Origin of the sequence: Streptomyces sp. PA03-3a, from assembly GCF_033792735.1 — a bacterium.
Classification (GTDB): domain Bacteria; phylum Actinomycetota; class Actinomycetes; order Streptomycetales; family Streptomycetaceae; genus Actinacidiphila.
Window position 1 is genome coordinate 284,198 of sequence record NZ_JARAVM010000006.1, and the last position, 26,815, is coordinate 311,012.

General features: G+C 73.8%; 27 protein-coding genes. 14 read left to right on the forward strand and 13 right to left on the reverse strand.

What is annotated here, in order from left to right; all coding sequences use genetic code 11:
• Window positions 1-30: 30 nt before the first annotated feature.
• The 5 genes from gnd to PV342_RS10200 form a co-directional block, all read right to left on the reverse strand.
• Entirely contained in the window at window positions 31-1,470 is a 1,440-nt protein-coding gene (gnd, locus tag PV342_RS10180) for an NADP-dependent phosphogluconate dehydrogenase (protein ID WP_018561595.1), read from the reverse strand.
• A gap of 94 nt (window positions 1,471-1,564) precedes the next feature.
• Window positions 1,565-2,182: an SRPBCC family protein gene (locus tag PV342_RS10185; protein WP_500316696.1), complete on the reverse strand. Its 618-nt coding sequence runs from the start codon at window positions 2,180-2,182 to the stop codon at window positions 1,565-1,567.
• Between the two features lie 166 nt (window positions 2,183-2,348).
• A complete protein-coding gene (locus PV342_RS10190; RefSeq protein WP_500316697.1) occupies window positions 2,349-4,466 on the reverse strand; it encodes an ATP-binding SpoIIE family protein phosphatase in 2,118 nt (705 codons plus the stop codon).
• Between the two features lie 176 nt (window positions 4,467-4,642).
• Window positions 4,643-5,194, reverse strand: coding sequence for a winged helix-turn-helix domain-containing protein (locus PV342_RS10195; protein WP_386991998.1), 552 nt, complete (start codon window positions 5,192-5,194; stop codon window positions 4,643-4,645).
• Between the two features lie 292 nt (window positions 5,195-5,486).
• Window positions 5,487-5,678: a hypothetical protein gene (locus PV342_RS10200; protein ID WP_086020737.1), complete on the reverse strand. Its 192-nt coding sequence runs from the start codon at window positions 5,676-5,678 to the stop codon at window positions 5,487-5,489.
• An 88-nt stretch (window positions 5,679-5,766) separates the two neighbouring features.
• Here PV342_RS10200 and PV342_RS10205 point away from each other — a divergent pair, with 88 nt between their 5' ends.
• A complete protein-coding gene (locus PV342_RS10205) occupies window positions 5,767-7,845 on the forward strand; it encodes an FUSC family protein (protein ID WP_500316698.1) in 2,079 nt (692 codons plus the stop codon).
• Between the two features lie 53 nt (window positions 7,846-7,898).
• Here the strand turns inward: PV342_RS10205 and PV342_RS10210 are convergent, their stop codons facing one another.
• Window positions 7,899-9,122: an acyl-CoA dehydrogenase family protein gene (locus tag PV342_RS10210; protein ID WP_018561601.1), complete on the reverse strand. Its 1,224-nt coding sequence runs from the start codon at window positions 9,120-9,122 to the stop codon at window positions 7,899-7,901.
• A gap of 128 nt (window positions 9,123-9,250) precedes the next feature.
• On the opposite strand from PV342_RS10210, the gene PV342_RS10215 reads away from it, so the two are divergent.
• Entirely contained in the window at window positions 9,251-9,901 is a 651-nt protein-coding gene (locus tag PV342_RS10215; protein WP_400806507.1) for a TetR/AcrR family transcriptional regulator, read from the forward strand.
• Between the two features lie 4 nt (window positions 9,902-9,905).
• Here the strand turns inward: PV342_RS10215 and def are convergent, their stop codons facing one another.
• Window positions 9,906-10,463, reverse strand: a complete 558-nt coding sequence (def, locus tag PV342_RS10220) for a peptide deformylase (protein WP_392608190.1) — start codon at window positions 10,461-10,463, stop codon at window positions 9,906-9,908.
• A gap of 163 nt (window positions 10,464-10,626) precedes the next feature.
• Between def and PV342_RS10225 the strand changes: the two genes are divergently transcribed.
• The 6 genes from PV342_RS10225 to PV342_RS10250 all read left to right on the forward strand — a co-directional run bounded on the left by PV342_RS10225 (window position 10,627) and on the right by PV342_RS10250 (window position 16,256).
• The gene (locus tag PV342_RS10225) at window positions 10,627-11,865 is read left to right on the forward strand and encodes a MurT ligase domain-containing protein (RefSeq protein ID WP_026251467.1); all 1,239 of its coding nucleotides are present in this window, start codon (window positions 10,627-10,629) and stop codon (window positions 11,863-11,865) included.
• A 31-nt stretch (window positions 11,866-11,896) separates the two neighbouring features.
• Window positions 11,897-12,625 (forward strand): type 1 glutamine amidotransferase, encoded by a 729-nt coding sequence (locus PV342_RS10230; protein ID WP_018561605.1) that lies wholly within the window; start codon window positions 11,897-11,899, stop codon window positions 12,623-12,625.
• A gap of 188 nt (window positions 12,626-12,813) precedes the next feature.
• On the forward strand, window positions 12,814-13,839 hold the full coding sequence (locus PV342_RS10235; RefSeq protein ID WP_386991989.1) for a 6-phosphofructokinase: 1,026 nt from the start codon (window positions 12,814-12,816) through the stop codon (window positions 13,837-13,839).
• 146 nt (window positions 13,840-13,985) lie between these two features.
• A complete protein-coding gene (locus tag PV342_RS10240) occupies window positions 13,986-14,939 on the forward strand; it encodes a cytochrome c oxidase assembly protein (protein WP_500316699.1) in 954 nt (317 codons plus the stop codon).
• 31 nt (window positions 14,940-14,970) lie between these two features.
• Window positions 14,971-16,023, forward strand: coding sequence for a hypothetical protein (locus PV342_RS10245; protein ID WP_386991987.1), 1,053 nt, complete (start codon window positions 14,971-14,973; stop codon window positions 16,021-16,023).
• A gap of 71 nt (window positions 16,024-16,094) precedes the next feature.
• Entirely contained in the window at window positions 16,095-16,256 is a 162-nt protein-coding gene (locus PV342_RS10250) for a hypothetical protein (RefSeq protein ID WP_018561609.1), read from the forward strand.
• 379 nt (window positions 16,257-16,635) lie between these two features.
• On the opposite strand, the gene PV342_RS10255 is transcribed toward PV342_RS10250, so the two are convergent.
• The 5 genes from PV342_RS10255 to PV342_RS10275 all read right to left on the reverse strand — a co-directional run bounded on the left by PV342_RS10255 (window position 16,636) and on the right by PV342_RS10275 (window position 19,879).
• Window positions 16,636-17,172: an SRPBCC family protein gene (locus PV342_RS10255; protein ID WP_400806502.1), complete on the reverse strand. Its 537-nt coding sequence runs from the start codon at window positions 17,170-17,172 to the stop codon at window positions 16,636-16,638.
• Between the two features lie 35 nt (window positions 17,173-17,207).
• The gene (locus PV342_RS10260) at window positions 17,208-17,840 is read right to left on the reverse strand and encodes a TetR/AcrR family transcriptional regulator (protein ID WP_400806500.1); all 633 of its coding nucleotides are present in this window, start codon (window positions 17,838-17,840) and stop codon (window positions 17,208-17,210) included.
• Window positions 17,840-18,529 (reverse strand): hemerythrin domain-containing protein, encoded by a 690-nt coding sequence (locus tag PV342_RS10265; protein WP_400806498.1) that lies wholly within the window; start codon window positions 18,527-18,529, stop codon window positions 17,840-17,842. Before PV342_RS10265 ends, PV342_RS10260 begins: the two co-directional genes overlap by 1 nt.
• A gap of 107 nt (window positions 18,530-18,636) precedes the next feature.
• Window positions 18,637-19,041 (reverse strand): hypothetical protein, encoded by a 405-nt coding sequence (locus tag PV342_RS10270; RefSeq protein WP_500316702.1) that lies wholly within the window; start codon window positions 19,039-19,041, stop codon window positions 18,637-18,639.
• A 133-nt stretch (window positions 19,042-19,174) separates the two neighbouring features.
• The gene (locus PV342_RS10275) at window positions 19,175-19,879 is read right to left on the reverse strand and encodes a TetR/AcrR family transcriptional regulator (RefSeq protein WP_386991979.1); all 705 of its coding nucleotides are present in this window, start codon (window positions 19,877-19,879) and stop codon (window positions 19,175-19,177) included.
• Between the two features lie 140 nt (window positions 19,880-20,019).
• Here PV342_RS10275 and PV342_RS10280 point away from each other — a divergent pair, with 140 nt between their 5' ends.
• From PV342_RS10280 to PV342_RS10300, 5 genes are all read left to right on the forward strand, one after another.
• Complete coding sequence (locus PV342_RS10280) at window positions 20,020-21,465, forward strand: MFS transporter (RefSeq protein ID WP_500316703.1); 1,446 nt, start codon at window positions 20,020-20,022, stop codon at window positions 21,463-21,465.
• A gap of 258 nt (window positions 21,466-21,723) precedes the next feature.
• On the forward strand, window positions 21,724-22,440 hold the full coding sequence (locus tag PV342_RS10285) for a lysophospholipid acyltransferase family protein (protein ID WP_018561615.1): 717 nt from the start codon (window positions 21,724-21,726) through the stop codon (window positions 22,438-22,440).
• Between the two features lie 78 nt (window positions 22,441-22,518).
• Window positions 22,519-23,589, forward strand: coding sequence for an NAD-dependent epimerase/dehydratase family protein (locus PV342_RS10290; RefSeq protein ID WP_392608207.1), 1,071 nt, complete (start codon window positions 22,519-22,521; stop codon window positions 23,587-23,589).
• A gap of 27 nt (window positions 23,590-23,616) precedes the next feature.
• A complete protein-coding gene (locus tag PV342_RS10295) occupies window positions 23,617-24,447 on the forward strand; it encodes a TIGR02452 family protein (RefSeq protein WP_386991973.1) in 831 nt (276 codons plus the stop codon).
• Between the two features lie 9 nt (window positions 24,448-24,456).
• A complete protein-coding gene (locus PV342_RS10300; protein ID WP_018561618.1) occupies window positions 24,457-24,819 on the forward strand; it encodes a cupin domain-containing protein in 363 nt (120 codons plus the stop codon).
• A gap of 80 nt (window positions 24,820-24,899) precedes the next feature.
• Here the strand turns inward: PV342_RS10300 and PV342_RS10305 are convergent, their stop codons facing one another.
• Complete coding sequence (locus tag PV342_RS10305; protein WP_400806482.1) at window positions 24,900-26,501, reverse strand: alpha/beta hydrolase; 1,602 nt, start codon at window positions 26,499-26,501, stop codon at window positions 24,900-24,902.
• Window positions 26,502-26,614: 113 nt separating this feature from the next.
• On the opposite strand from PV342_RS10305, the gene PV342_RS10310 reads away from it, so the two are divergent.
• Window positions 26,615-26,815, forward strand: a 201-nt coding sequence (locus PV342_RS10310) for a hypothetical protein (RefSeq protein ID WP_500316705.1), incomplete at its 3' end; no start/stop codon positions are given.

A 26,815-nucleotide genomic window follows, 5' to 3' on the forward strand; every position in this document is an offset into this window, starting at 1 on the left:
GGCCGCGCCGGGCCCACGCGGCGGCGGGCGTCAGTCGGCGGGGATCTCCGACCGGTCGCCGCCCCAGAGCGTGTGGAAGGAGCCGGACCTGTCCACCCGCTTGTAGGTGTGCGCGCCGAAGAAGTCGCGCTGCCCCTGGATGAGCGCGGCCGGCAGCCGCTCCGCGCGCAGGGCGTCGTAGTACGCGAGCGCCGCGGAGAACCCCGGCGCGGGGACGCCGAGCTGGGCCGCCGTGGAGACGACCCGGCGCCAGGCGGCCTGCGCGCTGCCGAGCGCGTCGGCGAAGTGCGCGTCCGTCAGCAGCGTGGGACGGCCGGGCTCGGAGTCGAAGGCCTCCTTGATGCGGTTGAGGAAGCTCGCCCGGATGATGCAGCCGCCGCGCCAGATCGTCGCCATCGCGCCCGCGTCGATGTCCCAGCCGAACTCCTTGCTGCCCGCCTGGATCAGGTTGAAGCCCTGGGCGTACGCGACGATCTTCGAGGCGTACAGCGCCTGCTCGACGTCGTCGGCGAAGCGGTCGCTCGCCGCGCTGTCCAGCCAGGTCTCGGCCGGCCCGGGCAGTCCGCGCGAGGCGGCGCGCAGCTCCGCGCTGCCGGACAGCGAGCGTGCGAAGACCGCCTCGGCGATGCCGGAGACGGGGACGCCGAACTCCAGGGCGTTCTGCACCGTCCAGCTGCCGGTGCCCTTCTGGCCGGCCTGGTCCAGCACCACGTCGACGAAGGGCTTGCCGGTGTCGGCGTCCGTGTGGGCCAGCACCTCGGCGGTGATCTCGACGAGGTACGACTCCAGGCGGCCGGAGTTCCAGGTGCGGAAGATCTCCGCGATCTCGCCCGGCCGCTTGCCCGCGGCGTGGCGCAGCAGGTCGTAGGCCTCGGCGATGAGCTGCATGTCGGAGTACTCGATGCCGTTGTGGACCATCTTGACGAAGTGTCCGGCACCGTCCGGGCCCACGTGGGTGCAGCAGGGCACCCCGTCGACCTTGGCGGCGATGTCCTCAAGGATCGGGCCCAGGGACTCGTACGACTCCGCCGAGCCGCCCGGCATGATCGAGGGGCCGTTGAGGGCGCCCTCCTCGCCGCCGGAGATCCCGGAGCCGACGAAGTGCAGACCCTGTTCACGCAGCGCCTTCTCCCGGCGCCTGGTGTCGCGGTAGTCGGCGTTGCCGCCGTCGACGACCATGTCGCCGGGCTCCAGCAGCGGCACCAGCTCGTCGATCACGGCGTCGGTGGGGGCACCGGCCTTGACCATGATGATGATGCGCCGGGGCCGTTCGAGTGAGTCGACGAACTCCTTGAGGGACTCCGCCGGATGGAACTCGCCCTCGCTGCCGAACTCCTCCACCAGGGAGCGCGTCCTGGCCGGGGTGCGGTTGTACAAGGCCACGGGGTGGCCGTGCCGCGCGAGGTTCCGGGCCAGGTTGCGGCCCATGACCGCGAGTCCGGTGACGCCGATGCGGGCCTGCTCCGCCATCTGCGGTTCCTCTCTCTTGCTGTGGTGCGGGGGGCACGTACGACGTCCAGCCTGTCAGCCAACCGTCCGGGCGGCCGGGATTCCGGCGGATCCGTCAGCTGCCCGTGCCGATCCGCCCCTGACCCGCTACACGGGCCATCGCACGGCGCAGCCCCCTGGCCGGCGGCGCGGGGACGGCCCCCGCCGGTGCCGCCCGGGCCTGGCTCGCGAGGAGCGCTCCCGTCGTCGCCGACGGTGGTGGCGGGGGCGGCATCGGGGGCGGCGGCATGATGCCGTGGTCGCCCAGGGCCTCGCGCAGCCGGCGCGCGTCCTCCGGGAGGTCGCGGCGCCAGGCCCAGCCGAGGAAGGGGCCCAGCAGCAGCATGCCGCCGCCGAGCTGGCAGGTGACCTGCAACTGGACGAACGCGCCCCGCGAGTGCGGCAGCATCCGGAACGCGAACTCGGGCGTCTGGGTGCCCAGCGGGCTCCACATCCGCCGGCCGCGGTAGGTGATCCGCCGGCAGGGCTGGAAGACCGAGCAGACCAGCCGGTGCTCCCGGTGGCGGCCCGGATAGTGGTAGCGGTAGACGGCCCGCTCGCCGGGGGCGACGGCGTCCGCCGCCACGGCGGCGACACCGGAGTTCCACGACGCGAGGTTGCGGGCGTCGGCAAGGTAGTCGAAGACCTCTTCCACGGTACGGGTGACGATCACGCTCGTAGACACCGTCGGCATCGCAGACCTCCCCGGTGCCGGCGCGGCCAGCATGTGAGCAGAGTGGCTTCTTGGCTCCTCACCGACAGCCTGCGTCCAATCGGGCGGTGTGTCGTGGCGGGTGAGCCGTCCGGGTGAATCCGGGGTACGTGACCGGCGCGAACGGTGTGCGACCGGACCCTCGCGGTCAGTGCCGGACGGGCTCCGTACCGCTCCTGCGGTCGCGGAATTCGCACCACACTGCCTTGCCCGAACCGTGCGGCTCCACGCCCCACGCGTCCGCGAGGCGGTCGACCAGCAGCAGACCGCGTCCGGACACCTCGCGCTCGCCTGGCTGGCGGCGGCGCGGCCAGTTCGCCGCCAGGTCGTGCACCTCGATGCGCAGCCGCCGGGTGACGTCGGGCGTGGCGTGGGCCAGGGAGGGGTCGGGCAGCATGCGCAGGGTGAGCAGGGCGCCGCCGTCGGTGTGCACCAGCGCGTTGGTGATCAGCTCCCCGGCGGCGAGTTCGGCCTCGTCGACCCGGTCGCGCAGGCCCCAGCCGGCCATGGCGCCGCGCACCAGGGCCCGGGCCTCGGAGAGTGCCTCGGGGTCGCCGGGGGCGATGCGCCGGTGCAGCCGGTGCGGCGGGTGCGGGGAGGCGTCGCTGTCGCGCCGGAGCAGCAGCAGGGCCATGTCGTCGTCCGTGGCCTGTTCGCTCATGACGGCGGTGAGGTGGTCGGCGAGGGCCGGTACCTCGACGGGGCCCTCGCACAGCGCCGCGGACAGCCGTCGCACACCGTCGTCGAGGTCGGCCCCCGGCCGCTCGACGAGTCCGTCACTGAACATCAGGAGGGTCTCGCCGGGGCCGAGTTCGGCGGGGGTGACGGGGTAGTCGGGCCTGCCGAACTGGGCGGAGAGGCCGAGCGGCAGCCCGCCCGCGGTGGGCAGCACGCGGACGGTGCCGTCGGACTGCCGCACCAGCGGGTCGATGTGCCCCGCGCGCACCAGCAGGGCGGACCCGGTGGCCGGGTCGACCTGGGCGTACAGGCAGGTGGCGAAGCGGTCGGTGTCCAGCTCGTACAGGAAGGCCGAGGCCCGCGCCATGACGCTGGCGGGCGGGTGGCCCTCGCCGGCGTAGGCGCGCAACGCGATCCGCAACTGGCCCATGACGGCCGTCGCGTGGGTGTCGTGGCCCTGGACGTCGCCGATGATGACGGCGACCCGGCCGCCGGGCATGGCCACGACGTCGTACCAGTCGCCGCCGATGTCCCTGGCCAGCCGGGCGGAGCGGTAGCGCACCGCGATCTCGGTGCCGGGGATGCGCGGGATGGTGCGGGGCAGCATCGCGGTCTGCAGCCCCTGCGCGATGTCGTGCTCCTGGTCGAAGAGGATGGCGCGCTGCAGGCTCTGCGCGATGCTGCCGCTGAGCGCGATCAGCAGATGGCGCTCCTGCGGCGAGAAACCCTGCTTGTGGCGGTACAGCAGGCCCAGGGCGCCGATGGGCCGGCCCTGGGCGATCAGCGGGAGGTAGGCGGCGGCGGAGGCGCCGAGCGGCTCGATGTGCGGCCACAACCTGGGGTAGCGCCGGGCGAACTCCTCGCCGGAGGTGATGAAGCGCGGGACGAGGGTCCGTACGACCTCGCTCATCGGGAAATCGTCCTCGATCCGCGTGTACTGCAGCGAGGGCACCCAGCTGTCGGCCTTGGCGTCGCTCACCACGTGGACCCGGCCGGCCTCGACCTGGCCGAGGAAGAGGCTGGCTATGCCGAGCCGGTCCATCCTGGGGTTCCCGGTGAGGGCCGCGGTCACGTCGCGCACGGTCACGGCCTGGGCCAGCGACGCGGTGACCTCCATGACCAGGTTGCTCTCGGCCGGGCGGTCCTCGTCCGCGCGCAGGCACTCCGCGGCCTGGGCGAGTTCGTCGGTGGCGTCGCTGACGAGGCCTATCACCCGGTTCGCGCGGCCGGTCCCGTCGCGGACGATGCGTCCCTGGAAGCGGACCCAGCCGCGGCGGCCGTCACCGCGGGTGAGCCGGCCGAAGGCGAGGAAGGAGGAGCGGCCCTCGGCGAGCGCCTGGGTGATCGCCGCGGTGACGTCGGTGGCCTCGTCGGGCGACAGCCGGGCGAACATCGCCTTCGGGTCCCCGTCGAAGTCCTCCGGGCGCAGGTCCACCGTCCGCAGGGCGTGCTCGTCGAGGTGGACGCGGTCGCGTTCGAGGTCCCAGTCGAAGCCGCCGACGTCGTTGAGCGACATGCGGGCGGCGGCGGGAGCCGGCCAGGCCACCGTCGCGGGCGCAGGGGGCGCCCACTCCCGAGACTCAGCCATCACGCCCTCCGGACCCGCTCCCCGCTGCGCCGAACCGCACCGGAACGGGGAAAGCGTACCCATACTCCGGTAGGGCGCCATGTTACAGACGTGACGTGTGAGAGAGCCGGGTTTCCGCTGGTTCCGGGCACGCCCCCGGCGGCCGCCCGGCCCCCTCCTTCGGTCCGCCGGACGGCTCAGCGGGCCGCCGGCGGCGCGTACTTGTAGCCGACCCGGCGCACGGTGACGATGCTGGCGCGGTGTTCGGGGCCGAGCTTGCGCCGCAGACGGGCGATGTGGACGTCGACGGTGCGCCCGTCGCCCACGTGGCCGTATCCCCAGACCGTGGTGACGAGCTGGTCGCGGGTGTGCACGCGGTGCGGGTGCGCCACCAGGTGGGCGAGCAGCTCGAACTCCAGGTAGGTGAGGTCGAGCGCGCGCCCCGGTACCCGCGCGACACGGCGCTCGGCGTCGACGGTGACCGGCAGGCCGGCGGGTGCCGGGGGCTCGGGCGGCGCCTGGCCCTCGACGGGGACGAGGACGAGGTAGCCGACCATCGGCGGCCCGCCCACGCCCGCGGGCATCAGGTGGCCGGGGGCGGGAAGCCAGGTCGCGCCGGGCGGCAGGAAGTCCGGTACGGGCGGGACGTCGCCGGCGCGGGCGTCGCCCGTACGGACGGCCCGCAGGTGCTGGCGGTTGGCGGCGGGCAGGGGCGGTGACTGGGTGCTGGTACTGGTGCTGGAGGACATGCGGGTCTCGGCTCTCGCGCGAAGGGTCGTCGGACGACGTGTTGCGCGGGACCGCCGGGAGGCCGGCAGCGGGCGGCGACCGGGAGGGACGGCGTCAGCTGTGGACCGGGGTCCGCGCGGGGACCGCGCGACAACACTCCCGGTCGAACTGGTACTCCTGCCTGGACGGCCAGAACGGCTCGAGGTCGCTGCGACCTGTCGCGGTGTCAATGAGGCTGGCCATGGCACCCATTGAACCAGACGTGGCGCCCACCGGGACAGGGAGAACCCGCTACGCGGCTCTGACCAGGCGTTACAGCGGTTGCGGCTCGGGCTGGGGCTCGGGGTCGGGCTCCGGCTGCGGGGGCGGCGCGGGCACCGGGTCGGGCGTCGGGCCGGGAACGGGATGCGGGGCGGGCGGCACGGGGTCGGGCGGGAAGGGCGGCACCGGGCTCGGGGCGGGCGGCACGGGCGGCACCGTGGCGCGGCGTGCTGGGGCGGTCATGACGTTCTGCCTCCTCGGACTCGCCGGAACGGATCTTGCGCTGCGCTTACCCGGCCCTCCCCGTCCTACCCGTCCTATCCTCAGCCTCATGACCTGGTTGCGCGCCCTGCGCCGCAGCGCCCGCGAGGGGCTGCGGATCGAGCGCGCCGGGCTCGAACCGCTCGTCGCGCTGCGCGCCGCGGCGGGCGTCGCCATCGTCATCGGGCTGTCGCTGTGGCTGGCCGGCCCCCTGGTCGCCGCCTCCTCCGCGTTCGGCGCCTTCGCCTCCGGCATGGCCACCTTCCAGCGCAGTTGGCGGCCCCGGCCGGTGCTGGCGCTGGTCGCCGCCGGCGGCCTCGCCGTCAGCACCTTCCTGGGCTACCTGGCGGGCGCGCACTGGTGGGTGTTCGTGGTGCTGCTGGCGGTCTGGGCCTTCCTGGCGGGCATGGCCTGGGCGCTGGGGCCCACCGCCGGCATCGTCTCGTCGCTGACCGTCGCCGTCATGCTGGTCGTGATCACCCTGCCGACGTCCGCGCTGAGCGCCTTCGGCCACGCCCTGGTCATCGCGGCGGGCGGGGTCGTGCAGGCGGCGCTGATCGTGCTGTTCCCGGTGCGCCGCTGGGGCCTGCAGCGCGACGCGCTGGCCGACGCCTTCGCGGCGGAGGCCGACTACGCGCGGCGGCTGCGGCACGACCCGTTCGCGCCGTTCGACCCCGAGCCGCTGATGACCGCGCGCAGCGCGGCCGTCATCACCGACCGGCAGGCGCGGCGGCGCCCGGCCGCGCTGCGCGGGAAGCGGGTGCTGGCCGAGCGCATCCGCCCCGTTCTGACCTCGCTCGCCGATCCGACGGTCGGCGCGGCCGCCGAGGGGCCGGAGCGCGACCGGGCCCGCGAACTGCTGGCCGCGGCGGCCTCGGTGCTGGACGCGGTGGCACGCGCGGTCCGCGAGGCCGAGCCGGTGCGCGTACCGCCGGAGGCGGAGTCCGTGGTGCTCGTCGAACCCGCCCCGGAGGAGCGGTTGACCGGGCCCGCCCGGCGCACCGCGCTGCGGCTCGTCGCGCTGCTCAGCGAGGCGGTCTCCTCCGCCGCCGGCCGCGGCGGCTCGGTGAGCACCGACACCGCGCACCTGCGCCGCCCCAGCGTGCCCGAGCTCCTGCCGCTCGCCGTGCGCACCGTGCGGCGCGAGGCCCGTTTCGACTCCCCCGTCCTCCGGCACGCCGTCCGGCTGGCGGCCGTCACCCCCGCGGGCTACGCCCTCGGCGCGGCCCTGCCGCTCGGCCACGGCTACTGGGCGCCGCTGACCTCGGTGCTGGTGATGCGGCCCGACTTCTCGCAGACGTACGGCCGCAGCGTGGCCCGCTTCGTCGGGACCCTCGCGGGCGTCACCGTGGCGACCGCGGTGATGCAGTCCTTCGCCCCGGGGCCGTACCCCTGCGCCGCACTGGCGGTGGTGTCCGTCGCCCTGATGTACGGGCTGATGCGCACCGGCTATCTGGTCTCCCAGGTGGCCGCGTCGGCGTACGTGGTCTTCCTGCTCGGCATGGCCGGTTCCAGCTGGACGCAGACGGTGCCCGACCGCGTGCTGCTCACGATGCTCGGCGGGGTGCTGGCGATGGCCGCGTACGCGCTCTTCCCGGCGTGGGAGACCCCGCGGCTGCGGAACCGCCTGGCCGACCGCGTCAAGGCCACCGGGCGGTACGCCGCCGCCGCGATGGAGGCCCATGCCGCCCCCGCGCGGGGACGGCGCGAGGCCGTGCGGGCGGCTCTGCTGGACGCCCGCGCGGCCGCGCTCGCCTGGGACCAGGCCGTCGCCCGTGCCGACGCCGAACCCGTGCGGGGCCGCGGCCTGTCCCGCCGCGCCGCCGACGGCGCCGACGCGGCCCTGTCGGCCATGGGCCGCGTCCCCATGCTCATGGAGGCGCACCTACCGGCCCCCGACGCCGACCCGGTCCCGGACGCCGCGGCCTTCGCCCGGCACCTGCGCACGGCCACGGCGGACGCCGCCACCGCGGTCCGCGAACGACGCCCCCCGGACTTCGCCCCCGTGCGCGCCGCTCTTCAGGCCTGGCCCCGCTCGGACGCCGACCGCATCGTCCGCCGCAGCGCCGAACTCCTCATGGAGACCCTCGACGACCTCGAAGCGGCCCTGCGCCCCCGGCCCCGCACCCGTCCCGCCCGCCGCCGCTGACACCTCCCGGCGGGGGCCGGGGGCCCGGACGGCCGCGAACAGGCCGGCCGGGGTCAGCGGATGGGCATGCCCGACAGGGTGCGGGCGATCACCAGGCGCTGGATCTCGCTCGTGCCCTCGAAGATCGTGTAGATGGCGGCATCCCTGTGCATGCGTTCCACGGGGTACTCACGGGTGAAGCCGTTGCCGCCGAGGATCTGGATGGCCTGGGCGGTGACCTTCTTCGCCGTCTCGCTCGCGTACAGCTTGGACATCGAGCCCTCGGCCGAGGTGAAGGGCTTGCCCGAGACCGCCATCCAGGAGGCGCGCCAGACCAGCAGGCGGGCCGCGTCGACCTGGGTGCGCATGTCGGCCAGCTGGAAGGCGACGCCCTGGTTGTCGATGATGGGGCGGCCGAACTGGGTGCGGGTCATGGCGTAGTCGAGGGCGACCTCGTACGCGGCGCGGGCCGTGCCCACGGCCATCGCGCCGACGGCCGGACGGGAGGCCTCGAAGGTGGCCATGGCGGCGTTCTTCACACGTTCGCCGCCCCGGGCCCGCTCGCGGGCCCGGGCGAGGCGCTCGTCGAGTTTCTCCTTGCCGCCGAGCAGGCAACTTCCCGGGACCCGGGCCCCGTCGAGGACCACCTCGGCCGTGTGCGAGGCGCGGATGCCGTGCTTCTTGAACTTCTGACCCTGGGAGAGCCCGGGGGTGTTCGGCGGCACGATGAAGGAGGCGTGGCCCTTGGATCCGAGCTCCGGGTCGACGACGGCGACGACGACGTGGACATTGGCTATGCCGCCGTTGGTCGCCCAGGTCTTGGTGCCGTTCAGGACCCACTCGTCCTTGGCCTCGTCGTACACGGCGGTGGTGCGCATCGAGCCGACGTCGGATCCCGCGTCGGGCTCGGAGGAGCAGAAGGCGGCGACCTTCACGTCGTTGACGTCGCCGTACATCTGGGGGATCCAGGTGCCGATCTGCTCCTCGGTGCCGTTCGCCAGCACGCCGACGGCGGCCAGGCCGGTGCCGACGATGGACAGGCCGATGCCCGCGTCGCCCCAGAAGAGCTCCTCCATGGCGATCGGGATGCCGAGGCCGGTCGGGTCGAAGTACTGCTGGGCGTAGAAGTCGAGCGAGTAGAGTCCGATCTTCGCGGCCTCCTGGATCACCGGCCAGGGGGTCTCCTCGCGCTCGTCCCACTCCGCCGCAGCCGGGCGCATGACGTCGGCCGCGAAGCCGTGGATCCAGTCGCGCACCGATTTCTGGTCGTCGTCGAGCTCGAGCGAGAAGTCGCCCATCGTCCCCTCCACGTGCTTGTTACTTGCGGTAACGCCCAGTGTGTTACCGGCTGGTAAGGGATGTCAACCGGACTTGGGGTGTTACGTTGCGCAGGCGCGAGGAAATTCGAACGGGCGGGGAGGCTCGGGTGGACACCAGCCAGCGGCGGGAGCAGCGAACGGCATCCGCGGCGGAGGAGCGGCGCAGGGAACTCCTCGAGGCCGCGGACCGCGTCGTGCTGCGGGACGGCCCCGAGGCGTCCATGAACGCCATCGCCGCCGAGGCGGGCATCACCAAGCCCATTCTGTACCGCCACTTCGGCGACAAGAGCGGACTTTACCGAGCCCTGGCAAAGCGCCACACCGACGCGCTGCTCGCCAACCTGCGGGCCGCCCTCGACGCGCCCAACGAGCGCCGCGACCGGGTGGAGGCCACCCTCGACGCGTACCTGTCGGCCATCGAGGCCCGACCGCAGGTCTACCGCTTCCTGATGCACCCCGCCGAGAACGCCGCCGACTCCGACCGCGGGTTCGACATCGGCCGCCACTCCGCCCCCGTGCTGCGCCGCATGGGCGAGGAACTGGCCGGCTTCATCGCCGAGCGGCTCGACCTCGGCCCGGAGGGCCAGCTCGCTGCCCGGGTGTGGGGGCACGGCATCGTCGGCATGATGCACGCGGCCGGGGACTGGTGGCTGGGCGAGCGCCCCGTCGCCCGCGACGTCCTCGTCCGCCACCTCGCCGACCTGCTGTGGGGCCGCCTCGCCGCCGTCGGCGACCGCCCGGGCGCAGCGGGCCTCTGACCGGCTAGAGCGGAACGCCGTCGCCGGGCGCCCAGGGGGCCCGGCGGACCGCGCGCAGCGCGCGGTGGCGGCGCAGGCCGGTGAGCCGGTCGGTGAACAGGCCGCCGCCGAGGTGGTCGCACTCGTGCTGGAGGCAGCGGGCGAAGAAGCCGGTGCCCTCCACGCGCAGCGGTGCGCCGTCCTTGTCGACGCCCTCGATCACGCTCTCGTCGTGCCGGGCGGTGCCCGCGTGCACGCCCGGCAGCGACAGGCAGCCCTCGTGGCCGGTCACCACGACCCCGTCGTTGTGCACGAGCCGGGGGTTGACCACGTGTCCGAGATGCCGGACGTCCTCGTCGTCCGGGCAGTCGAAGACGAACACCCGCAGCGGCACGCCGATCTGGTTCGCGGCCAGCCCCACCCCGTCGTGCGCGTACATCGTGGCGAACAAGTCCTCGACGAGGGAAGCGAGTTCGGCATCGAAGACGGTCACCTCGCGGCAGGGTTCCCGGAGCCCGGGATCACCGAGCAGCCGCATCGGGCGGACGGTCCCGGAGCTGCCGGGGATGGGGGCGTGTCGCATGCCGGCCAGCGTACGGGGGCGGCTCGTTTCAGCGCCGGTGGGGGAAGTGGATAGGCTGATCGGCGACCGATGCCTTCCGGCCGGTGCAACGGCCCCGGTGCGCACACCGCGGCCGACCGCCGGAAAGGTGTGCGGGGCCGGACGCGAGGAGGATGTGGAGACGATGGCAGGCAACGCGGAGCCACTGTCGCCGCGGGCGAAGCTGGCCGTGACGGCGGGCAAGGCCGCGGCGGCGGTGTCGCGGGCGGCGGGGCGCGGCAGCGGATCGGTGATCGGCGGCCGGGTGGCGCTGAAACTCGACCCGGATCTACTGGCCCGGCTGGCGACCCATCTCGACGTCGTGCTCGTTTCGGCCACCAACGGCAAGACCACCACGACGCGGCTGCTCGCCGAGGCGCTGCGCGCCAACGGCGAGGTCGTCTCCAACGCCCTGGGCGCCAACATGCCGGCCGGCATCACCTCGGCGCTCGCCGGCGGCTCCGAGGCGCGCTACGGCGTGATCGAGGTCGACGAGAAGTACCTGGCCGGCGTGGCCCGTGACGTCAAGCCCAAGGCCATCGCCCTGCTCAACCTCTCCCGCGACCAGCTGGACCGCGCGGCCGAGACCCGCATGCTCGCCGAGAAGTGGCGCGAGGGCCTGGCGGGCTCGGACGCCGTCATCATCGCCAACGCCGACGACCCGCTGATCACCTGGGCCGCCTCCTCGTGCCCGACCGTCGTCTGGGTCGCCGCCGGCCAGGAGTGGAAGGACGACGCCTGGTCCTGCCCCTCGTGCGGCGGTGTCCTGCAGCGGCCGGCCGAGGACTGGTTCTGCGGCGAGTGCGGTTTCCGCCGCCCGACGGCGACCTGGGCGCTCTCCGGCGACCACGTGATCGACCCGTACGGGTCCGCCTGGCCGATCCAGCTCCAGCTGCCCGGCCGCGCCAACAAGTCCAACGCCGCCGTGTCCGCCGCCGCCGCGGCCGCCTTCGGGGTGGACCCCAAGGTCGCCCTGGAGCGGATGTACAAGGTGCAGGCCGTCGCCGGCCGCTACGACGTGGTGCAGTTCCAGGACCGCGACGTCCGGCTGCTGCTGGCGAAGAACCCGGCCGGCTGGCTGGAGACCTTCTCGCTGATCGACGGCCCGCCGACCCCGGTGATCCTCTCGGTGAACGCCCGCGGGGCCGACGGCACGGACACCTCCTGGCTGTGGGACGTGGACTACACCCGTCTGGCCGGGCACCCGATCCGGGTCATCGGCGACCGGAAGCTGGACCTCGCGGTCCGCCTTGAGGTCGCGGGCCTGGACTTCCAGGTGTGCCAGGACTTCGACGAGGCGGTGCGCACCTCGCCTGCCGGCCGGATCGAGGCCATCGCCAACTACACCGCCTTCCAGGACCTCCGCCGCCGCGTCGGCAACTGACCGAAGACCCGTTTCGACAGGAGAACACGCTGTGAGCGACTCCAGCCTGCGTCTGGTGTGGGTCTACCCCGACCTGCTGAGCACCTACGGTGACCAGGGCAACGTCCTGGTCACCGAGCGCCGGGCCCGCCAGCGGCGGGTGCCGGTCACCCGGATCGACGTACGGTCCGACCAGCCGATCCCGACCTCCGGTGACATCTACCTCATCGGCGGCGGCGAGGACCGCCCGCAGCGGCTGGCCGCCGAGCGGCTGCGCCGCGACGGCGGGCTGAACCGCGCGGTCGACAACGGCGCCATCGTCTTCTCGGTGTGCGCCGGCTACCAGATCATCGGCCACGAGTTCGTCAACGACCTCGGCCGCCCCGAGCCGGGCCTCGGCCTGCTGGACGTGGTGAGCGTCCGCGGCGAGGGCGAGCGCTGTGTCGGCGACGTACTGGCCGACATCGACCCCGCGCTCGGCCTGCCGCCGCTGACCGGCTTCGAGAACCACCAGGGCGTCACCCACGTCGGCAAGAACGCCCGCCCCCTGGCCCGGACCCGCTTCGGCAACGGCAACGGCACCGGGGACGGCACCGAGGGCGCGTACAACGAGACCGTGTTCGGCACCTACATGCACGGCCCCGTCATGGCCCGCAACCCGCAGATCGCGGACATGCTGATCAAGCTGGCGATGGACGTCAGGGCCCTGCCGCCGGTCGACGACCAGTGGTACGAGGCGCTGCGCGCCGAGCGCATCGCGGCGGCGAGCCAGCCCGCCTGAGGCCCGCACCGTCGCGGGCCGGACCGGGGGACAACGGGGGCCGGGGCCGGGTGGTGTCCGCACTGCGGGCGGCGTTTCCGCAGCCCGGACCCGGCTCGATAACCTAGCGGCAGCGGTGCGCGTCGCCGCGGGTCCATCCGGACGACGAGGTCCGGCGCCCGGATCGATCTTTCAGGAGTAACCAGCAAATGCGTATTGGTGTGCTGACGAGCGGCGGCGACTGCCCCGGCCTCAACGCCGTCATCCGGTCGGTCGTGCACCGCGCGGTCGTCGACCACGGGGACGAGGTCATAGGCTTCCACGACGGGTGGAAGGGCCTCCTCGAGTGCGACTACCGCAAGCTCGACCTCGACGCGGTGGGCGGCATCCTGGCCCGTGGCGGCACCATCCTCGGCTCCTCCCGGGTCCGCCCCGAGCACCTGCGGGACGGTGTCGAGCGGGCCAAGGGCCATGTCGCCGACCTGGGCCTGGACGCGATCATCCCGATCGGCGGCGAGGGCACCCTCAAGGCCGCCCGGCTGCTGTCCGACAACGGGCTGCCGATCGTGGGCGTGCCCAAGACGATCGACAACGACATCGCCTCCACCGACGTCACCTTCGGCTTCGACACCGCCGTGACGGTGGCCACCGAGGCGCTGGACCGTCTGAAGACCACCGCCGAGTCGCACCAGCGCGTGCTGATCGTCGAGGTCATGGGCCGGCACACCGGTTGGATCGCCCTGCACTCCGGCATGGCCGCCGGTGCGCACGCGATCGTCGTGCCGGAGCGCCCCTTCGACGTCGACGAGCTGACCCAGCGGGTCGGCGAGCGCTTCTCCGCGGGCAAGAAGTTCGCGATCGTCGTGGTCTCGGAGGGCGCGAAGCCCCGCGAGGGCACGATGAACTTCGAGGCGGGCGCCAAGGACGTCTACGGCCACGAGCGCTTCACCGGCATCGCCACCCGGCTCTCGATCGAGCTGGAGGAGCGGCTGGGCAAGGAGGCCCGCCCGGTCATCCTCGGCCACGTGCAGCGCGGCGGCACCCCCACCGCCTACGACCGGGTACTGGCCACCCGCTTCGGCTGGCACGCGGTCGAGGCCGCGCACAACGGCGACTTCGGCATGATGACGGCGCTGCGCGGCACCGACATCACGCTGGTGCCGCTGGCCGAGGCCGTCGAGCACCTCAAGACCGTCCCGGCCGAGCGGTACGTCGAGGCCGAGTGCGTGCTGTGACGCGCTGATCGCGCTCCCAGGCCCTGTCGCCGCCCCCGGTCGCAAGCGCGGCCGGGGGCGGCTCTAGTCTGGTGCGGGCGCACCCGCCCCAACCGGCACAATGCCGACGGCTCGGTGCGTGCGCAGGCGCGACAGGAGAGTGACGGATGGACCACGGCGGACACGGGATGACGACGGAGCTCCCGCCGTTCACCCTCGGCCGGGGGCTCGAGTTCAGCGGGGATCCGGTCTTCCTGGCCGGCTGTGTGCTCGCGCTCGTGCTCTACGGCTGGGGGGTCGTACGACTGCTGCAGCGCGGCGACCGCTGGCCCGCCGGCCGGATCGTCGCCTTCGTCGCCGGAGTGCTCTCCATCGCCCTGGTGATGTGCACCGCGCTGAACGACTACGGCATGGTCATGTTCAGCGTCCACATGGTGCAGCACATGGTCGTCAGCATGGTCTCCCCCATCCTCCTGCTGCTGGGCGCCCCGGTGACCCTGACGCTGCGGGCGCTGCCGGCGGCGGGACGCGGCCGCAGGGGCCCGCGGGAGCTGCTGGTCGCGCTGCTGCACAGCCGCTACATGCGGGTGATCACGCATCCGGCGTTCACCATCCCGCTGTTCATCGCCAGCCTGTACGGGCTCTACTTCACCCCGCTGTTCGACACCCTCATGGGCAGCCGCACCGGGCACATCGCGATGATGGTCCACTTCCTCGCCGTGGGCCTGGTGTTCTTCTGGCCGATCATGGGCGTGGACCCGGGACCGAACCGGCCGAGCCATGTGATGCGCATCCTGGAGCTGTTCGCCGGGATGCCGTTCCACGCCTTCTTCGGCATCGCCCTGATGATGGCGAGCGAGCCGATGATCGGCGCCTTCCAGCACCCGCCCGCCTCGCTGGGGATCGACGCGCTGGACGACCAGACCGCGGCAGGCGGCATCGCGTGGGCGTTCAGCGAGATCCCGTCCGTGATCGTGCTCGTCGCGCTGCTGATCCAGTGGTACACCTCCGACCAGCGCCAGGCGCGTCGCAAGGACCGCGCCGCGGACCGTGACGGCGACGCGGAACTGGCAGCCTACAACGCGTACTTGGCATCCTTGGAGGCACGGGGTCGCGGCTGACGGGGCCGCCCGCCGCGAAGGGAGGCCCGCGATGGGCGACCAGGTACGGATATCGGGCGACGCGCTGCAGTTGCCGGGCGGCGTGACGGTGCGCTTCATGCGCACGCTGCGGCTGCCGGAGACGGGGACGCATCCGCTTCCACCCGGGATCGGCACCTTCCCGCTGCGCCGGGTCTCGGACCACCCCGACACCGCACCCCCGGAGTGGCTCGCGCGCGGCGGGGTCATGCTGCCCGTCTACCAGCGCGAGGCCATGTGGCTCAGCTTCTCGGCCTCCGCGCCGGCCGCGCTCCAGGTGGGCGTCGGCAAGGTCTGCGCGGTGTCGGGACGGCCGTGGAGCGACCGGCTGTCGCAGGACCCGCAGAACTATGTGGTGCTGCCGCGCCAGCCGTGGCTGGACGGCATCAACTCCGGCTCCGGGACGATCCGGCAGTTCGTGGCGGTGCCGCTGGGCCTCGGCGCGACCGTCGAGGGCCAGGTCACCGGCGAGGAGGTCTGGGGCGGGGTGCAGTTGCAGGTGTCCGAGCTAGGCGAGGAGCAACTGGCCGCGTGGCGGGCCGAGCAGCGGCGCCGGGAGAGCAGCCGTCGCGCGGCCTTCGGGGGCTACGGCGGCGCTCCGGGGGCGATGCCGATGGCCGCCCCGGCGGCCGCGCCGCCGCCGGCCCCGGGGGGCGCACCGCGCCCGGCGGGGGGTGCGACCCGGTCCCCGGTCTCCATGGGGCTGGGCGCGGGCGGCCGGATGCGGCAGGAGGTCTACCGCGACGACCGCAAACCGTCCGACTGGCGCGACCGGCCCTCCGGCCGGGTCTTCGTCCACCTCACGACGGTGCCGGAATGGCGCCGCATCACCGGTGAGCCGGCTCCTCCCTCCCCGGTGAACCGCGCGGCGTACACCGCCGCCGGACTGCCCTGGTTCGACTACTACGACGCCGACGCGGAGGACCTGGCGGCCCCCGGCACGCTCGGCCGGGTCAAGCCCGTCGGCGACTGGCTCGGCGAGGACGAGTCGCCGTGGGTGGCACCGCACCCGGGTCAGGTGACACAGCTGGGGGACGGGAACCAGGTCACCGACGGCGACTGGTAGCGCACGGCGGGCGGCGGCGGGACCATGGAGTCCGGGCCGCCGCCCCGCGGCCCCCGGGGAGGAGGCCAGGGATGCACACACCTGCGAAGGCGATGATCACGTGCACGGTGGCGTGTCTGGTCGCCGTGACCGCGTACACGGTCGCGCTCGGCCCCAACGGCTGGGTGTGGTTCGCCTGGGTCGTCCTCATGCTGGCGACGATCGGGGTGTTCGCGATCCGCACCCCGCGCTGAGGGTTCCGCGGGCGGGGCGCGGGGGCGCTGGGGGAGGCGGGGGCGCGGGCGGGGGCGGTGTCCGGGGACGGACAGCCGCCGGCGACCGCGCCTGCGGCCGCGCCACCCTCACGCTCTCCTGGGAACCTCCGGGCGCCGGGCCGGGTAAGCGCAGGTGGGAGCGACGTCCCGATCGGCGCGCCGGCGGGTGCGTCGCCGAGGCGACCCGGCCGCCGGGTGAGACGACAGAGCGGCAGGGCCGGTACTGCCCCGTATCGGGCGGGCGGCCGGAGAGCCTGTCCGGCCCGGCGCCGTCGGCGCGCCGCGGGCCCTCGCGGAGGCCTCGGCACCCCGGCGGCGGACGCAGGCGCCGGTTCGCCGCCGGGCCGCACCGGGCGCCTCAGGGACGCGGCGCGGCGGCGTGCGCGTCACGGGCGGCGATCGCCCCGAGGCGGCGCAGGTCGCCGGTGAGGTCACCACTGCGGTCGAGGTGGGCCGGGACCAGCCTGCCCACGAGCCACCGGAACCAGGCGGGCGTGCTCCTCATCCGGTAGGTCTGCACCACCCGGGTCCGCGTGCCGGACCGCTCCAGTGCGATGGTCCAGTCGGTGCTGTCCGGGAACAGCGGGGTGGCGACGGTGCGCCAGGTGATCCGGTGCGGCGGTTCGAACTCCACGATCTCGCAGACCCGGCTCCAGCGCAGCCGCCCCGACCGGTTGTACCCGCGGAAGCGCGCGCCCGGCGCCGCCGACGCCGCTCCCCGCAGCCAGGCGGCGCGGTGGCACTCGTGGCTCCATTCGCTGGTGCGGGTCACGTCCGCGACGACGCGCCACACGGCCTCGGCCGGCGCGTCGACGACGACTTCGGTACGGCACGTCCGGGCGACGCCCCGCTCCGTCCCCTCGCCGTTCCCCTCGCGGGCTCCGTTGTCCCTCATCGCTTGCTCCCCCTCGGTTTCCGTGTGCTCCGGTGTCACGCGTCGAGCAGCCGGTCGATGACACCGGCCGCCCAGTGCTCGTACTGCTGCGGGGTCCAGCCGGAGAGCCCGGTCAGCAGGTGGTAGACCTCGACGCCGAGCACGGCCCACACCCCGTCCAGCTCCTCCTGGGTCACCGCACGCCCCGTGACGCGGGCCATGCCCTGCCCGACGCTGACGCGGCGGCGCCGCTGGTTGTCCCGGAGCCTCTCCGCGAGGTCCGCGTTGGAGGCGGCCGCCTCGCGCAGCGCGAGGTGCACACCGGCGGTACGCCGGTGGATCACGGTGACCAGGCGTGCGGCGGCGGCGATCCGCTCCTGCCGGGTGCCGGACCCGAGCCCCGCGAACTCCGGCCGTTCGGCCAGTGTTTCGGGCCGTGCGTCGCCGACCACCGCGACATCGAGCGCGGCCATCAGCAGTTCGCCCTTGGACCGGAAGCCCGCGTACACCGTCTCGACCGACACCCCGGCCTCGCGGGCGACGTCCCGCATCCCCGTCGCCGCCCAGCCCTCCTCGCCGAACAGCCGGACGGCCGCGGCCAGCACCACGGCCCGTGTCTGACCGGCCTGTTGCTCGCGTCGCGGTGAGCGGTACGGGCGCCGTGCCCGGGGTGCCTCCTCCGTCGCCATCAGCGCGCCGTTCCGTTCCGCGCGTGGTCCCGCGCGGGCCACCACTGCGCGCGGCGGCGTCGGTAGGCGCGGGCGAAGCCGTACAGCAGGACGAGGCGCGGGACCGGGGGCACCAGTTGGACGACGATCCGGTGCCCCTCCGGGTCGATGCCGTCGAGCAGCCAGTGTCCCTCCATGCCGAGCTGCGTGAACGGCTTGGACCTGACGTTGTACTCCTGGTCCCAGGCGTGCCATTCGGCCTGGGTGAGGGTCGCCGACACCACGGGCATGGCCTGCGCGACCTCGCGCTCCAGGTGCGGCACGAGAACGGCCGTCAGCGAGTCGAGCGCCGCGAGGAGCCGGATGCGCGTCTGGTCGGAGGCCGTCTCGGCGTACCGCCTGGCGGCGTCCGTCACGGTCACGGCGGCCGGGGTGATCCTGCGGTGGTCGGCGTCCAGGGAGTCCAGCAGCGGCCCGGTGGCCGGGTCGCGCTCGCGCACCAGCGGCCACAGGCCCTCGTCCTCACCGGTGTGGTGCGTGTGGAGGAACTCCATCAGCCACACGACGTGGCGGCCGACCGCGCCGCCCTGTCGCGGCTGCGGATACGGCTCGGTGGTCAGCACCGTCCGCGCGCGCTCCAGGTCACGGCGCAGCGCGCCGTGCACGATCCCCATCATCCGTGTGTCCGCCGGTGCGGAACCTGTCCCCATGTCGCCCTCCCCGTGGCTGTCTTGGCAGGACAGTAGGACGGGACCGTTTTCCCTACAAGGTCGTTCCAGTGAATTCTGGTCCACGACCGCGGGCGCCGGCTCCGACGTCAGGCTCCGGTCCCTCGCCCTCGCCGGAGAACGGAGGCGGTCACCGCGGCCACGGCGGCGGTCACCACGAGGCTCCCGGTCGCGACCATCCCCACGCCGACCAGGAACAGGCCGCTCGAGTCGTCCGACCAGTCGTAGAAGGCGGCGGCGGTCAGGCCGGCCGTGGTACCGAGCACGGCGGCCGGGAAGAGGCCCCGGGACGCGGCCCAGCACACGAGCGGCAGCAGGGTCAGCACCAGCCCCACGACCTGCCACGCTTCGTAGGGACCGGTCTCCGTGCCGTCGGGCTGGACGTCACGACGCTGGTCCCAGCCCAGCCAGGCGGCCCAGGCGGCCGACGCGACGACGGCCTGCAGGACGACCGGCAGCAGCCGGGACGGGGGATTCGCTGATTCTCGAGGCATGACCCGAGCGTCCCCTCCCGCCGCTTCGCCGGCCAGAGTGCGTGTACTCAGTCCGCACCGAGTACGTGTCACCGGCCGGACCGGGGCGCCGGACTCGACGGAGCGGACGGAGCCCCGGTGTCGGGCGGGGGTGTCAGGCGGGGGCGTGGCGGGCGAGGCCGGAGACGAGGAGGTCGAGGCCGAACTCGAAGCGCTCGTCGCCCTCGTCGCGCATGAGGGCGTCGACCATGCCCGTGATGTGGGGGAAGCCCTCGGGGGGCAGGGAACCGAAGTACTCGCGGATGCGCACGACCTGCTCGTCGAGGGTGACGCCGCTCTCCCCGAAACCCTGGCCGCGCAGGCTCTCCTCGACCGCGGTGGCCGTGACGAAGAGCGCGAGGGCGTCCACACCGTAGGCGCAGACCTGGTCGGAGAGGCCGCCGGCCTTGAGGATCGCCAGCATCGCCTCGGCGTTGAGGAGGGCGTTGGGGCCGAAGGGGATGCCCTGGCCGATGGCGGCGCGCGCCAGGTCGCGGTGCGCGACGAGAACCCTGCGGCCCTGCCGTGCCAGCTCCTTGACCTGCTCCTGCCACCGCTCGGGGTCGGGCTCGGGGCGGGTCACACCGGCCTGGATGCGGTCGAGGAGCAGCTCGAGCAGCTCCTCCTTGTTGGCGACGTGCGCGTAGAGCGAAGCGGCGCCGGTGTCCAGCTCCTGGGCGACCCGGCGCATGCTCAGCGCGTCCAGGCCCTCGGCGTCGACGACGTGGAGGGCCGCTGTGACGATCGCCTCGCGGCTGAGGCTGCGGCGGGGGGCCTTCTTGCGCTCGGCGCGCCAGGGCGGGACGGGGACCGATGTCACGTGCTGCGTACCTCCGGGAGCGGAACACCGACAGCGTACTTGACACGAACGTCGTTCGTTGTCTAGAACACTGTTCGTTCAAAACGAACGACGTTCGTCCGACCGTGCGCCACCGCGCCACCCGCCCCGATGGAGGACCCATGAGCACCCAGGCGCTCTCCCCGCCCGCTCCCCCGGCAACCGGCCATCCCTTGCGCAAGCTCGGGCTGGCCGTGATCCTCGCCGTCGAGATCATGGACCTGCTCGACGCCACGATCGTCGGCGTCGCCTCGCCCTCGATCCGCGCGGACTTCGGCGGCAGCTCCACCCAGATCCAGTGGATCACCGCCGCCTACACGCTGGCCTTCTCCGTACTGATGATCACCGGGGCGCGGCTCGGCGACATCGTGGGCCGCCGCAGGATGTTCCTCGCCGGGCTCGCCGGCTTCACGGTGTGCTCCGCGCTGTGCGCGGCCGCGGGCTCCGCCGGGACGCTGATCGGGGGGCGGGCCGCGCAGGGGCTGTTCGCCGCGATGATGGTGCCGCAGGGCCTCGGCATCCTGCGCCAGATGTTCCCGCCGAAGGAGCAGGGGGCGGCCTTCGGCGCGTTCGGGCCCGTCATGGGTCTCGCCGCGGTCGCCGGACCGGTGCTCGGCGGTTTCCTCACCGACGCGGACCTGTTCGGCTCCGGCTGGCGCTCGGTGTTCCTGATCAACGTCCCGATCGGCGTCCTCGCCTTCGCCGTCGCGCTGCGCATCCTGCCCGAGGGCCGCTCGCCGCACGCGCCGCGGCTGGACCTGCCGGGGTCGGCACTGGTCAGCCTCGGCGTGCTCATGCTCGTCTACCCGCTGGTCCAGGGCCGCGACCTGGGCTGGCCGCTGTGGACGTACCTGTCGATGGCGGGCGCGGTCCCGGTCCTCGGTCTCTTCGCCTGGTACCAGCGACGGCTCGTGGCGCGCGGCGGCTCCCCGCTCGTCGAACCCGGGCTCTTCCGCCACCGCGGCTTCTCCGCCGCGCTCGTGGTGGGCGTCGCCTTCTTCGCCGCTGTCAGCGGGCTGATGCTGGTGCTCACCCTGCACCTGCAGGTGGGGCTCGGCTACAGCGCCCTGCACGCCGGGGCGTCGATGATCCCCTGGTCCGCCGGCACGGTCGTGGGCGCGGTCCTGTCCGGTGCCGTCCTCGGCCCCAGGTACGGCCGGCGCACCATCCAGGCCGGCTTCGCGCTGTCGGCGGTCGCGGTCGCCGCGCTGGCGCTCACCGTGCACCTGGCGGGCCACGGGGCCACCACCTGGCAGCTGCTGCCCGCCCTCCTGCTGAACGGCTTCGCGATGGGCCTGGTCATGGCGCCGTTCTTCGACATCGCCCTCGCCGACGTCGAGGAGCGCGAGACCGGCTCGGCCTCCGGTGTCCTCAACGCCGTGCAGCAGCTCGGCGGTTCGGTCGGGGTCGCCGTCCTCGGCACGGCGTTCTTCTCCTGCGCCGCCGACGGAGGCACGGTGCCCGCGACCCAGTGGACGGCCCTCATGGCCGCGGCCGCGTTCGTCGCGGCACTGGCGGCCGCCTTCCTGCTGCCCCGCCACGCCCGCGAGGGCACGGCGGGACACTGAGGGGCCACGGCGCCGGGCGGTGTGCGGGGAGCCGGCCGCGCGGGCGCGGCGGCCGGGACGGACGCGGTGGAGACGCCTCCGGGCCCGGCCCCGGGCCCGGAGGCGACGACGGGTCAGGTCCGGGCCGTTCTCCTGGCGGACGCGTGCGGCCCCGGTGACGCGCGGCACCGGCCGCGCCTAGACTGACGATCCTCGAATCACGTTGTGACCTGGCAGAACGCCGCCCGGAGCCGATCGGCGCCAGTTGGGAGTCAGTCCGTGTTCTACTACGTGCTCAAGTACGTGGTCCTCGGCCCGTTGCTGCGGGTGCTGTTCCGCCCGAGGATCGAGGGCATGGAGAACATCCCGGAGGAGGGCGCGGCGATCGTCGCGGGCAACCATCTGTCGTTCTCCGACCACTTCCTGATGCCCGCGATCCTGCCGCGCCGGATCACCTTCCTGGCGAAGGCCGAGTACTTCACCGGCACCGGCCTCAAGGGGCGGCTGACCGCGGCGTTCTTCCACAGCATCGGCCAGATCCCGGTCGACCGCTCCGGCGGCAAGGCGGGCGAGTCGGCGATCCGCGAGGGAATGAAGGTGCTCGGCAAGGGCGAGCTCCTCGGCATCTACCCCGAGGGCACCCGCTCCCACGACGGGCGCCTCTACAAGGGCAAGGTCGGCGTGGCCACCATGGCCATCCGCGCCAAGGTCCCGGTCGTCCCGTGCGCGATGATCGGCACGTACGAGATCCAGCCCGCGGGCCGGCGGCTGCCGCGCATCAAGCCGGTGACGATCCGCTTCGGCGAGCCGATGGAGTTCTCCCGCTTCGAGGGGATGGACAACGAGCGCTATGTGGTGCGCTCGGCCACGGACGAGATCATGTACGCGATCCTCGCCCTGTCCGGTCAGGAGTACGTCGACCGCTACGCCGCCGAGGTCAAGGCGGAGCAGCAGGGCCAGTCCGGCATCGGCTCCCGGCTGCGCCGCGGCGCCTGACCGGTTGCGCCCTGCGCGGATCCGCGCAGGGCGAACGACCCTGGTCCCGGCGCCCTCGGGCCGCCTAGCGTCGCCGTCATGACGGAGACTGCGTTCGTGATCGGGGCGACGGGACAGATCGGCCGGGCGGCGGTGCGCGCCCTCGCCGAGGACGGCTATGAGGTGCGGGCCGCCTCCCGCGGCGGCGGCGGTGAGGTGGAGTGGCCCGAAGGGGTACGGCCGGTGGCCGTGGACCGCGAGGACACCGCGGCGCTGGCGGCGGCGCTCGGCGAGGGCTGCGACGTGCTGCTGGACTGCGTGGCCTACGGGCCGGAGCACGCACGGCAGTTGACGGGGCTGGCGGACCGGATCGGCTCCGCGGTCGTCGTGTCCAGCTGCTCCGTCTACGAGGACGGCCGGGGCCGCAGCCTCGACACCGACGGGGAGCCGGGCGGCGCGCCCGTCTTCCCGGTGCCCGTCGCGGAGACGCAGCCGGTGCTGGCCCCCGGCGAGGGCGGCTACTCGGCGCGCAAGTCGGCGCTGGAGCGCGACCTGCTGGCGGCGCAGGAGCGGTTGCCCGTCACGCTGCTGCGCGCCGGGGCGGTCCACGGCCCGCACAGCCTGCGCCCGAGGGAGCTGTACTTCGTCAAGCGGGCCGTGGACCGGCGGCCGTTCAGGGTGCTCGCGTACGGCGGGGAGAGTCGCTTCCACCCGGTGCACGCCGCGAACCTCGCCGAACTGGTGCGGCTGGCCGCCCGCCGCCCGGGCTCCCGGGTGCTCAACGCCGGCGACCCGTACGCCCCGACGGTGGCGGAGATCGCGGACGCGATCGCCGCGCTGCTGGGCCACGAGGCGCGGACGTACGCCGTGGACGGCCCTCCCCCGGCGAAGAACGTCGGCGACACCCCGTGGACCACGGCGCACCCCTTCGTGCTGGACATGTCGGCCGCGGAGCGCGAGCTGGGCTACCGTGCCGTGACCGGCTACGCGGAGTCGCTGCCGGAGAACGTGGCCTGGCTGGTGGAACGGCTCGGCGGACGGGACTGGCGGGAGGCCTTCCCCGTCCTGGCGTCGACGTACGACCGCTTCGGCGACCTGTTCGACTACGAGGCCGAGGACCGCTGGCTGGCCGCCGGAAAACCGCTCGCCGGGCCCGGGCAGGCGAACTAGCCTCGGAGCCGTGAGCAGGGACAGGACATGAGTGCGCGGCTGCGGGCACTCGCCAAGGAGACGGAAGACCTCGTCGCGACCGGCCGCTACCGGACGGCACGCGGGGTGGAGGTGGCCATCGGGGAGGCCGTCGCGCGGGCCGTCCGGGGGACGCGGATGTACGGCCCGGGACCCGTCGACCCCGGTCCCGGCGCCAAGCGCATCGGGCCCACCGCCTTCGAGGTGACGGGCGAGGACAGCCTGCAGGCGGCACGCCGCCTGGCGCAGCGGGCCCCGGGGGGGCCGGTCGCCGTGCTGAACTTCGCGTCGGCCCGCAACCCCGGCGGCGGCTACGTCAACGGGGCGCAGGCGCAGGAGGAGGCGCTGTGCCGTGCGTCGGCGCTCTACACGACGCTGCTCACGGTGCGGGAGTTCTACGACTGGCACCGGGCGGACCGCAGTCCCTTCTACAGCGACCGGGTGATCCACTCCCCCGGCGTCCCGGTCTTCCGCGACGAGCGCGGCGTCCTGCTGGACGAGCCCTTCGAGGCCGGCTTCCTCACCTCCGCCGCCCCGAACGCGGGGGTGATCCTCCGTCAGGAGCCCGACGCCGCGGACCGCGTGCCCGCCGCGCTGTCGGCCCGGGCGGGCAGGGTGCTGGAGGTCGCCGCGGCGCACGGGTACCCCTCCCTGGTGCTGGGCGCCTGGGGCTGCGGGGTGTTCCGCAACGACCCGGCGGCCGTCGCCGCCGCCTTCCGCGAGCACCTCGGCCCGGGCGGGCGGTTCGCGGACCGCTTCGGACGGGTCGTCTTCGCCGTACTCGACCGGCGCGCGGACTCGCCCACCCGGGCCGCCTTCGCCGCCGCCTTCCCGGGGTAGAGGAGTCCCATGAGCGACAAGCGCAACATCGACACCGTGATGGACGCCGTGGACCAGAAGTGGATGCCGCACGTCCTCGCCGAGGTCAACGACTACGACGTCAAGGTCGCCAACGTGGAGGGCGACTTCCCCGAGCACGCGCACGCGGACACCGACGAGTTCTTCCTCGTCCTCGCCGGCCGGCTGCACCTGGAACTGCCGGACCGCACGGTGACCCTGGGCCCGCACGAGGTGTTCACCGTCCCCCGCGGCGTCCCGCACCGGCCGCGCGCCGAGGAGGGCACCCGCATCCTGATGTTCGAGCCGCGTGGCACCGTCAACACCGGCGACGGCAACGAGGGCGCGGGTACCACCGGGGTGCGGCTCGGTTAGCCCCCCGGGCCCGGAACGCCGGACGGCCCCGCCGCGCCCAGTGGGCGCGGCGGGGCCGTCCGCCTTGCTACCGCGGTGCGTCAGCTCGTGGGCGGCACCGGCGCGGCGTGCGGGGCGCACGTCACGTCGGACCGGTCGAGCCTGCCCGTCACGAAGTAGCCGGTGACGCGGTCGTTGACACAGGGGTTGACCAGGCCGGTGACACCGTGCGAGCCGGCGCCCTTCTCGGTGATCATGAGCGAGCCCTTGAGCCGCTTGTGCAGCTCCACGGCACCCGTGTACGGGGTCGCCGCGTCACGGGTGCTCTGGACGATCATGACGCGCGGCAGGCCGTGGCCGGTGCGCACCTCCACCGGGGTCCGCTGCGGGACGCCCCACGTGGCGCACGGCAGGTTCATCCACGCGTTGGACCAGGTCAGGAACGGGTACTTGGCGTGCAGCCGGGTGTTGTCGCGGTCCCAGGTGCGCCAGTCGCGCGGCCACTTGGCGTCGGTGCACTCCACCGCCGTGTAGACCGCGTTGCCGTTCTCCGAGGAGATGTTGCCCGCGGTGTCCGACAGGTCGGGGGCCGCGGCGTCGACCAGTGCCTGGGTGTCGCCCCCGAGGTAGGCACTCCAGATCCCGGCCACGGCCGCCCACGACGAGTCGTAGTACGGGGCGCTCTGGAAGAGGCCGAGCAGTTCGGCCGGGCCCACGACGCCGCCGATGGGACGCGCCTTGGCGGTGGCCCGCAGCTTCTCCCACTGCGCCTGGACCTTCGCCGGGGTGTTGCCGATGTGGTAGACCGAGTCGTACGTGGCGACCCAGGCCTTCCAGTCGTTCCAGCGGCCCTCGAACGCGACGTCCTGGTCGAGGTTGTTCTGGTACCAGATCTGGTCGCGGGACGGGTTCACGACGCTGTCGACGACCATGCGGCGCACGTGCGACGGGAAGAGCGTGGCGTAGACGGCGCCGAGGTAGGTGCCGTAGGAGACACCGAGGTAGTTGAGCTTCCGCTCGCCGAGGGCGGCACGGACGACGTCCAGGTCGCGCGCGGTGTTGGCCGTCGTCATCTGCGACAGCATCGCGGCGCCGGTGCGCTCCTTGCAGCCTTCCGCATACTCGGCGGCCAGCTTGCGCTGTGCCCGCTTGTCGGCCTCGCTGTCCGGGACCGGGTCGGCCTTGGGCGCCTTGACGAACTCCTGCGGGTCGGCGCAGGAGATGGGCGCCGAGTGGCCGACCCCGCGCGGGTCGAAGCCGACGAAGTCGTAGGCCTTGGCGGTCGCCGCCCAGATCGGGTTCTTGGTCGTCACGCGGAGCGGGAAGCGCATGCCGGAGCCACCGGGGCCGCCCGGGTTGTAGATCAGGGCGCCCTGGCGCTCGGCAGCGGTGCCGGTGTTGCCGACGCGGTCCACCGCGATCCTGATCGTCTTGCCGTAGGGCTTGGCGTAGTCGACGGGGACGGTCACCCAGCCGCACTCGACGGGGCTCGCGATGCCCCAGTCCGCCGGGCAGGCGGCCCAGTCGATGCCCTTCCTGGCCGCCTGCGCGGCGGCGATCCGTACGCCCTGGGCCTCGGCGGTACCGCTGTGTCCGTGCGTCGTCGGCGCGCTGCGGGCGACCGCGGTCTGCGGTGCCGCCGTGGCGACGGTGCCGGCTATCAGGGCTGCGGTCAGCCCGAGCACGGCCGTGCGTCTCACCATGAACTCCCCCTGCTGGTGGTGCCGCTCGTGGCGGCCCGATCACAACTGCAGGGGAATCCTTTCGTCTTCCATGCCTCCGAGAGAAGATCTTATGAGCGTTTCTTTACCAACCCATGAGCCGGAAACCCCGGTTGGCGGGCGCCGTCCACCGCCGCCCCGGCGAGGCCGCGTACGAGGTTGCGGGGCCGGGGCACCTCGTGGCCGGCGAGGGCGCGGGCGAGCGGCACGACGAGGGCACCGCCGCCGGCGGTCGTCGCCGGCGTGACGGCCCGCGCGCCGAGGCGAGGACGGCGCCGCCCGGGGCCGCGGGGGAC

Bases quoted from the DNA above. Each gene is read 5' to 3' on its own strand.
- gnd (WP_018561595.1), bottom strand. From the start codon at position 1,470: ATGGCGGAGCAGGCCCGCATCGGCGTCACCGGACTCGCGGTCATGGGC.
- PV342_RS10185 (WP_500316696.1), bottom strand. From the start codon at position 2,182: ATGCCGACGGTGTCTACGAGCGTGATCGTCACCCGTACCGTGGAAGAG.
- PV342_RS10190 (WP_500316697.1), bottom strand. From the start codon at position 4,466: ATGGCTGAGTCTCGGGAGTGGGCGCCCCCTGCGCCCGCGACGGTGGCC.
- PV342_RS10195 (WP_386991998.1), bottom strand. From the start codon at position 5,194: ATGTCCTCCAGCACCAGTACCAGCACCCAGTCACCGCCCCTGCCCGCC.
- PV342_RS10200 (WP_086020737.1), bottom strand. From the start codon at position 5,678: ATGACCGCCCCAGCACGCCGCGCCACGGTGCCGCCCGTGCCGCCCGCC.
- PV342_RS10205 (WP_500316698.1), top strand. From the start codon at position 5,767: ATGACCTGGTTGCGCGCCCTGCGCCGCAGCGCCCGCGAGGGGCTGCGG.
- PV342_RS10210 (WP_018561601.1), bottom strand. From the start codon at position 9,122: ATGGGCGACTTCTCGCTCGAGCTCGACGACGACCAGAAATCGGTGCGC.
- def (WP_392608190.1), bottom strand. From the start codon at position 10,463: ATGCGACACGCCCCCATCCCCGGCAGCTCCGGGACCGTCCGCCCGATG.
- PV342_RS10225 (WP_026251467.1), top strand. From the start codon at position 10,627: ATGGCAGGCAACGCGGAGCCACTGTCGCCGCGGGCGAAGCTGGCCGTG.
- PV342_RS10235 (WP_386991989.1), top strand. From the start codon at position 12,814: ATGCGTATTGGTGTGCTGACGAGCGGCGGCGACTGCCCCGGCCTCAAC.
- PV342_RS10240 (WP_500316699.1), top strand. From the start codon at position 13,986: ATGGACCACGGCGGACACGGGATGACGACGGAGCTCCCGCCGTTCACC.
- PV342_RS10245 (WP_386991987.1), top strand. From the start codon at position 14,971: ATGGGCGACCAGGTACGGATATCGGGCGACGCGCTGCAGTTGCCGGGC.
- PV342_RS10250 (WP_018561609.1), top strand. From the start codon at position 16,095: ATGCACACACCTGCGAAGGCGATGATCACGTGCACGGTGGCGTGTCTG.
- PV342_RS10255 (WP_400806502.1), bottom strand. From the start codon at position 17,172: ATGAGGGACAACGGAGCCCGCGAGGGGAACGGCGAGGGGACGGAGCGG.
- PV342_RS10260 (WP_400806500.1), bottom strand. From the start codon at position 17,840: ATGGCGACGGAGGAGGCACCCCGGGCACGGCGCCCGTACCGCTCACCG.
- PV342_RS10265 (WP_400806498.1), bottom strand. From the start codon at position 18,529: ATGGGGACAGGTTCCGCACCGGCGGACACACGGATGATGGGGATCGTG.
- PV342_RS10270 (WP_500316702.1), bottom strand. From the start codon at position 19,041: ATGCCTCGAGAATCAGCGAATCCCCCGTCCCGGCTGCTGCCGGTCGTC.
- PV342_RS10280 (WP_500316703.1), top strand. From the start codon at position 20,020: ATGAGCACCCAGGCGCTCTCCCCGCCCGCTCCCCCGGCAACCGGCCAT.
- PV342_RS10290 (WP_392608207.1), top strand. From the start codon at position 22,519: ATGACGGAGACTGCGTTCGTGATCGGGGCGACGGGACAGATCGGCCGG.
- PV342_RS10295 (WP_386991973.1), top strand. From the start codon at position 23,617: ATGAGTGCGCGGCTGCGGGCACTCGCCAAGGAGACGGAAGACCTCGTC.
- PV342_RS10300 (WP_018561618.1), top strand. From the start codon at position 24,457: ATGAGCGACAAGCGCAACATCGACACCGTGATGGACGCCGTGGACCAG.
- PV342_RS10305 (WP_400806482.1), bottom strand. From the start codon at position 26,501: ATGGTGAGACGCACGGCCGTGCTCGGGCTGACCGCAGCCCTGATAGCC.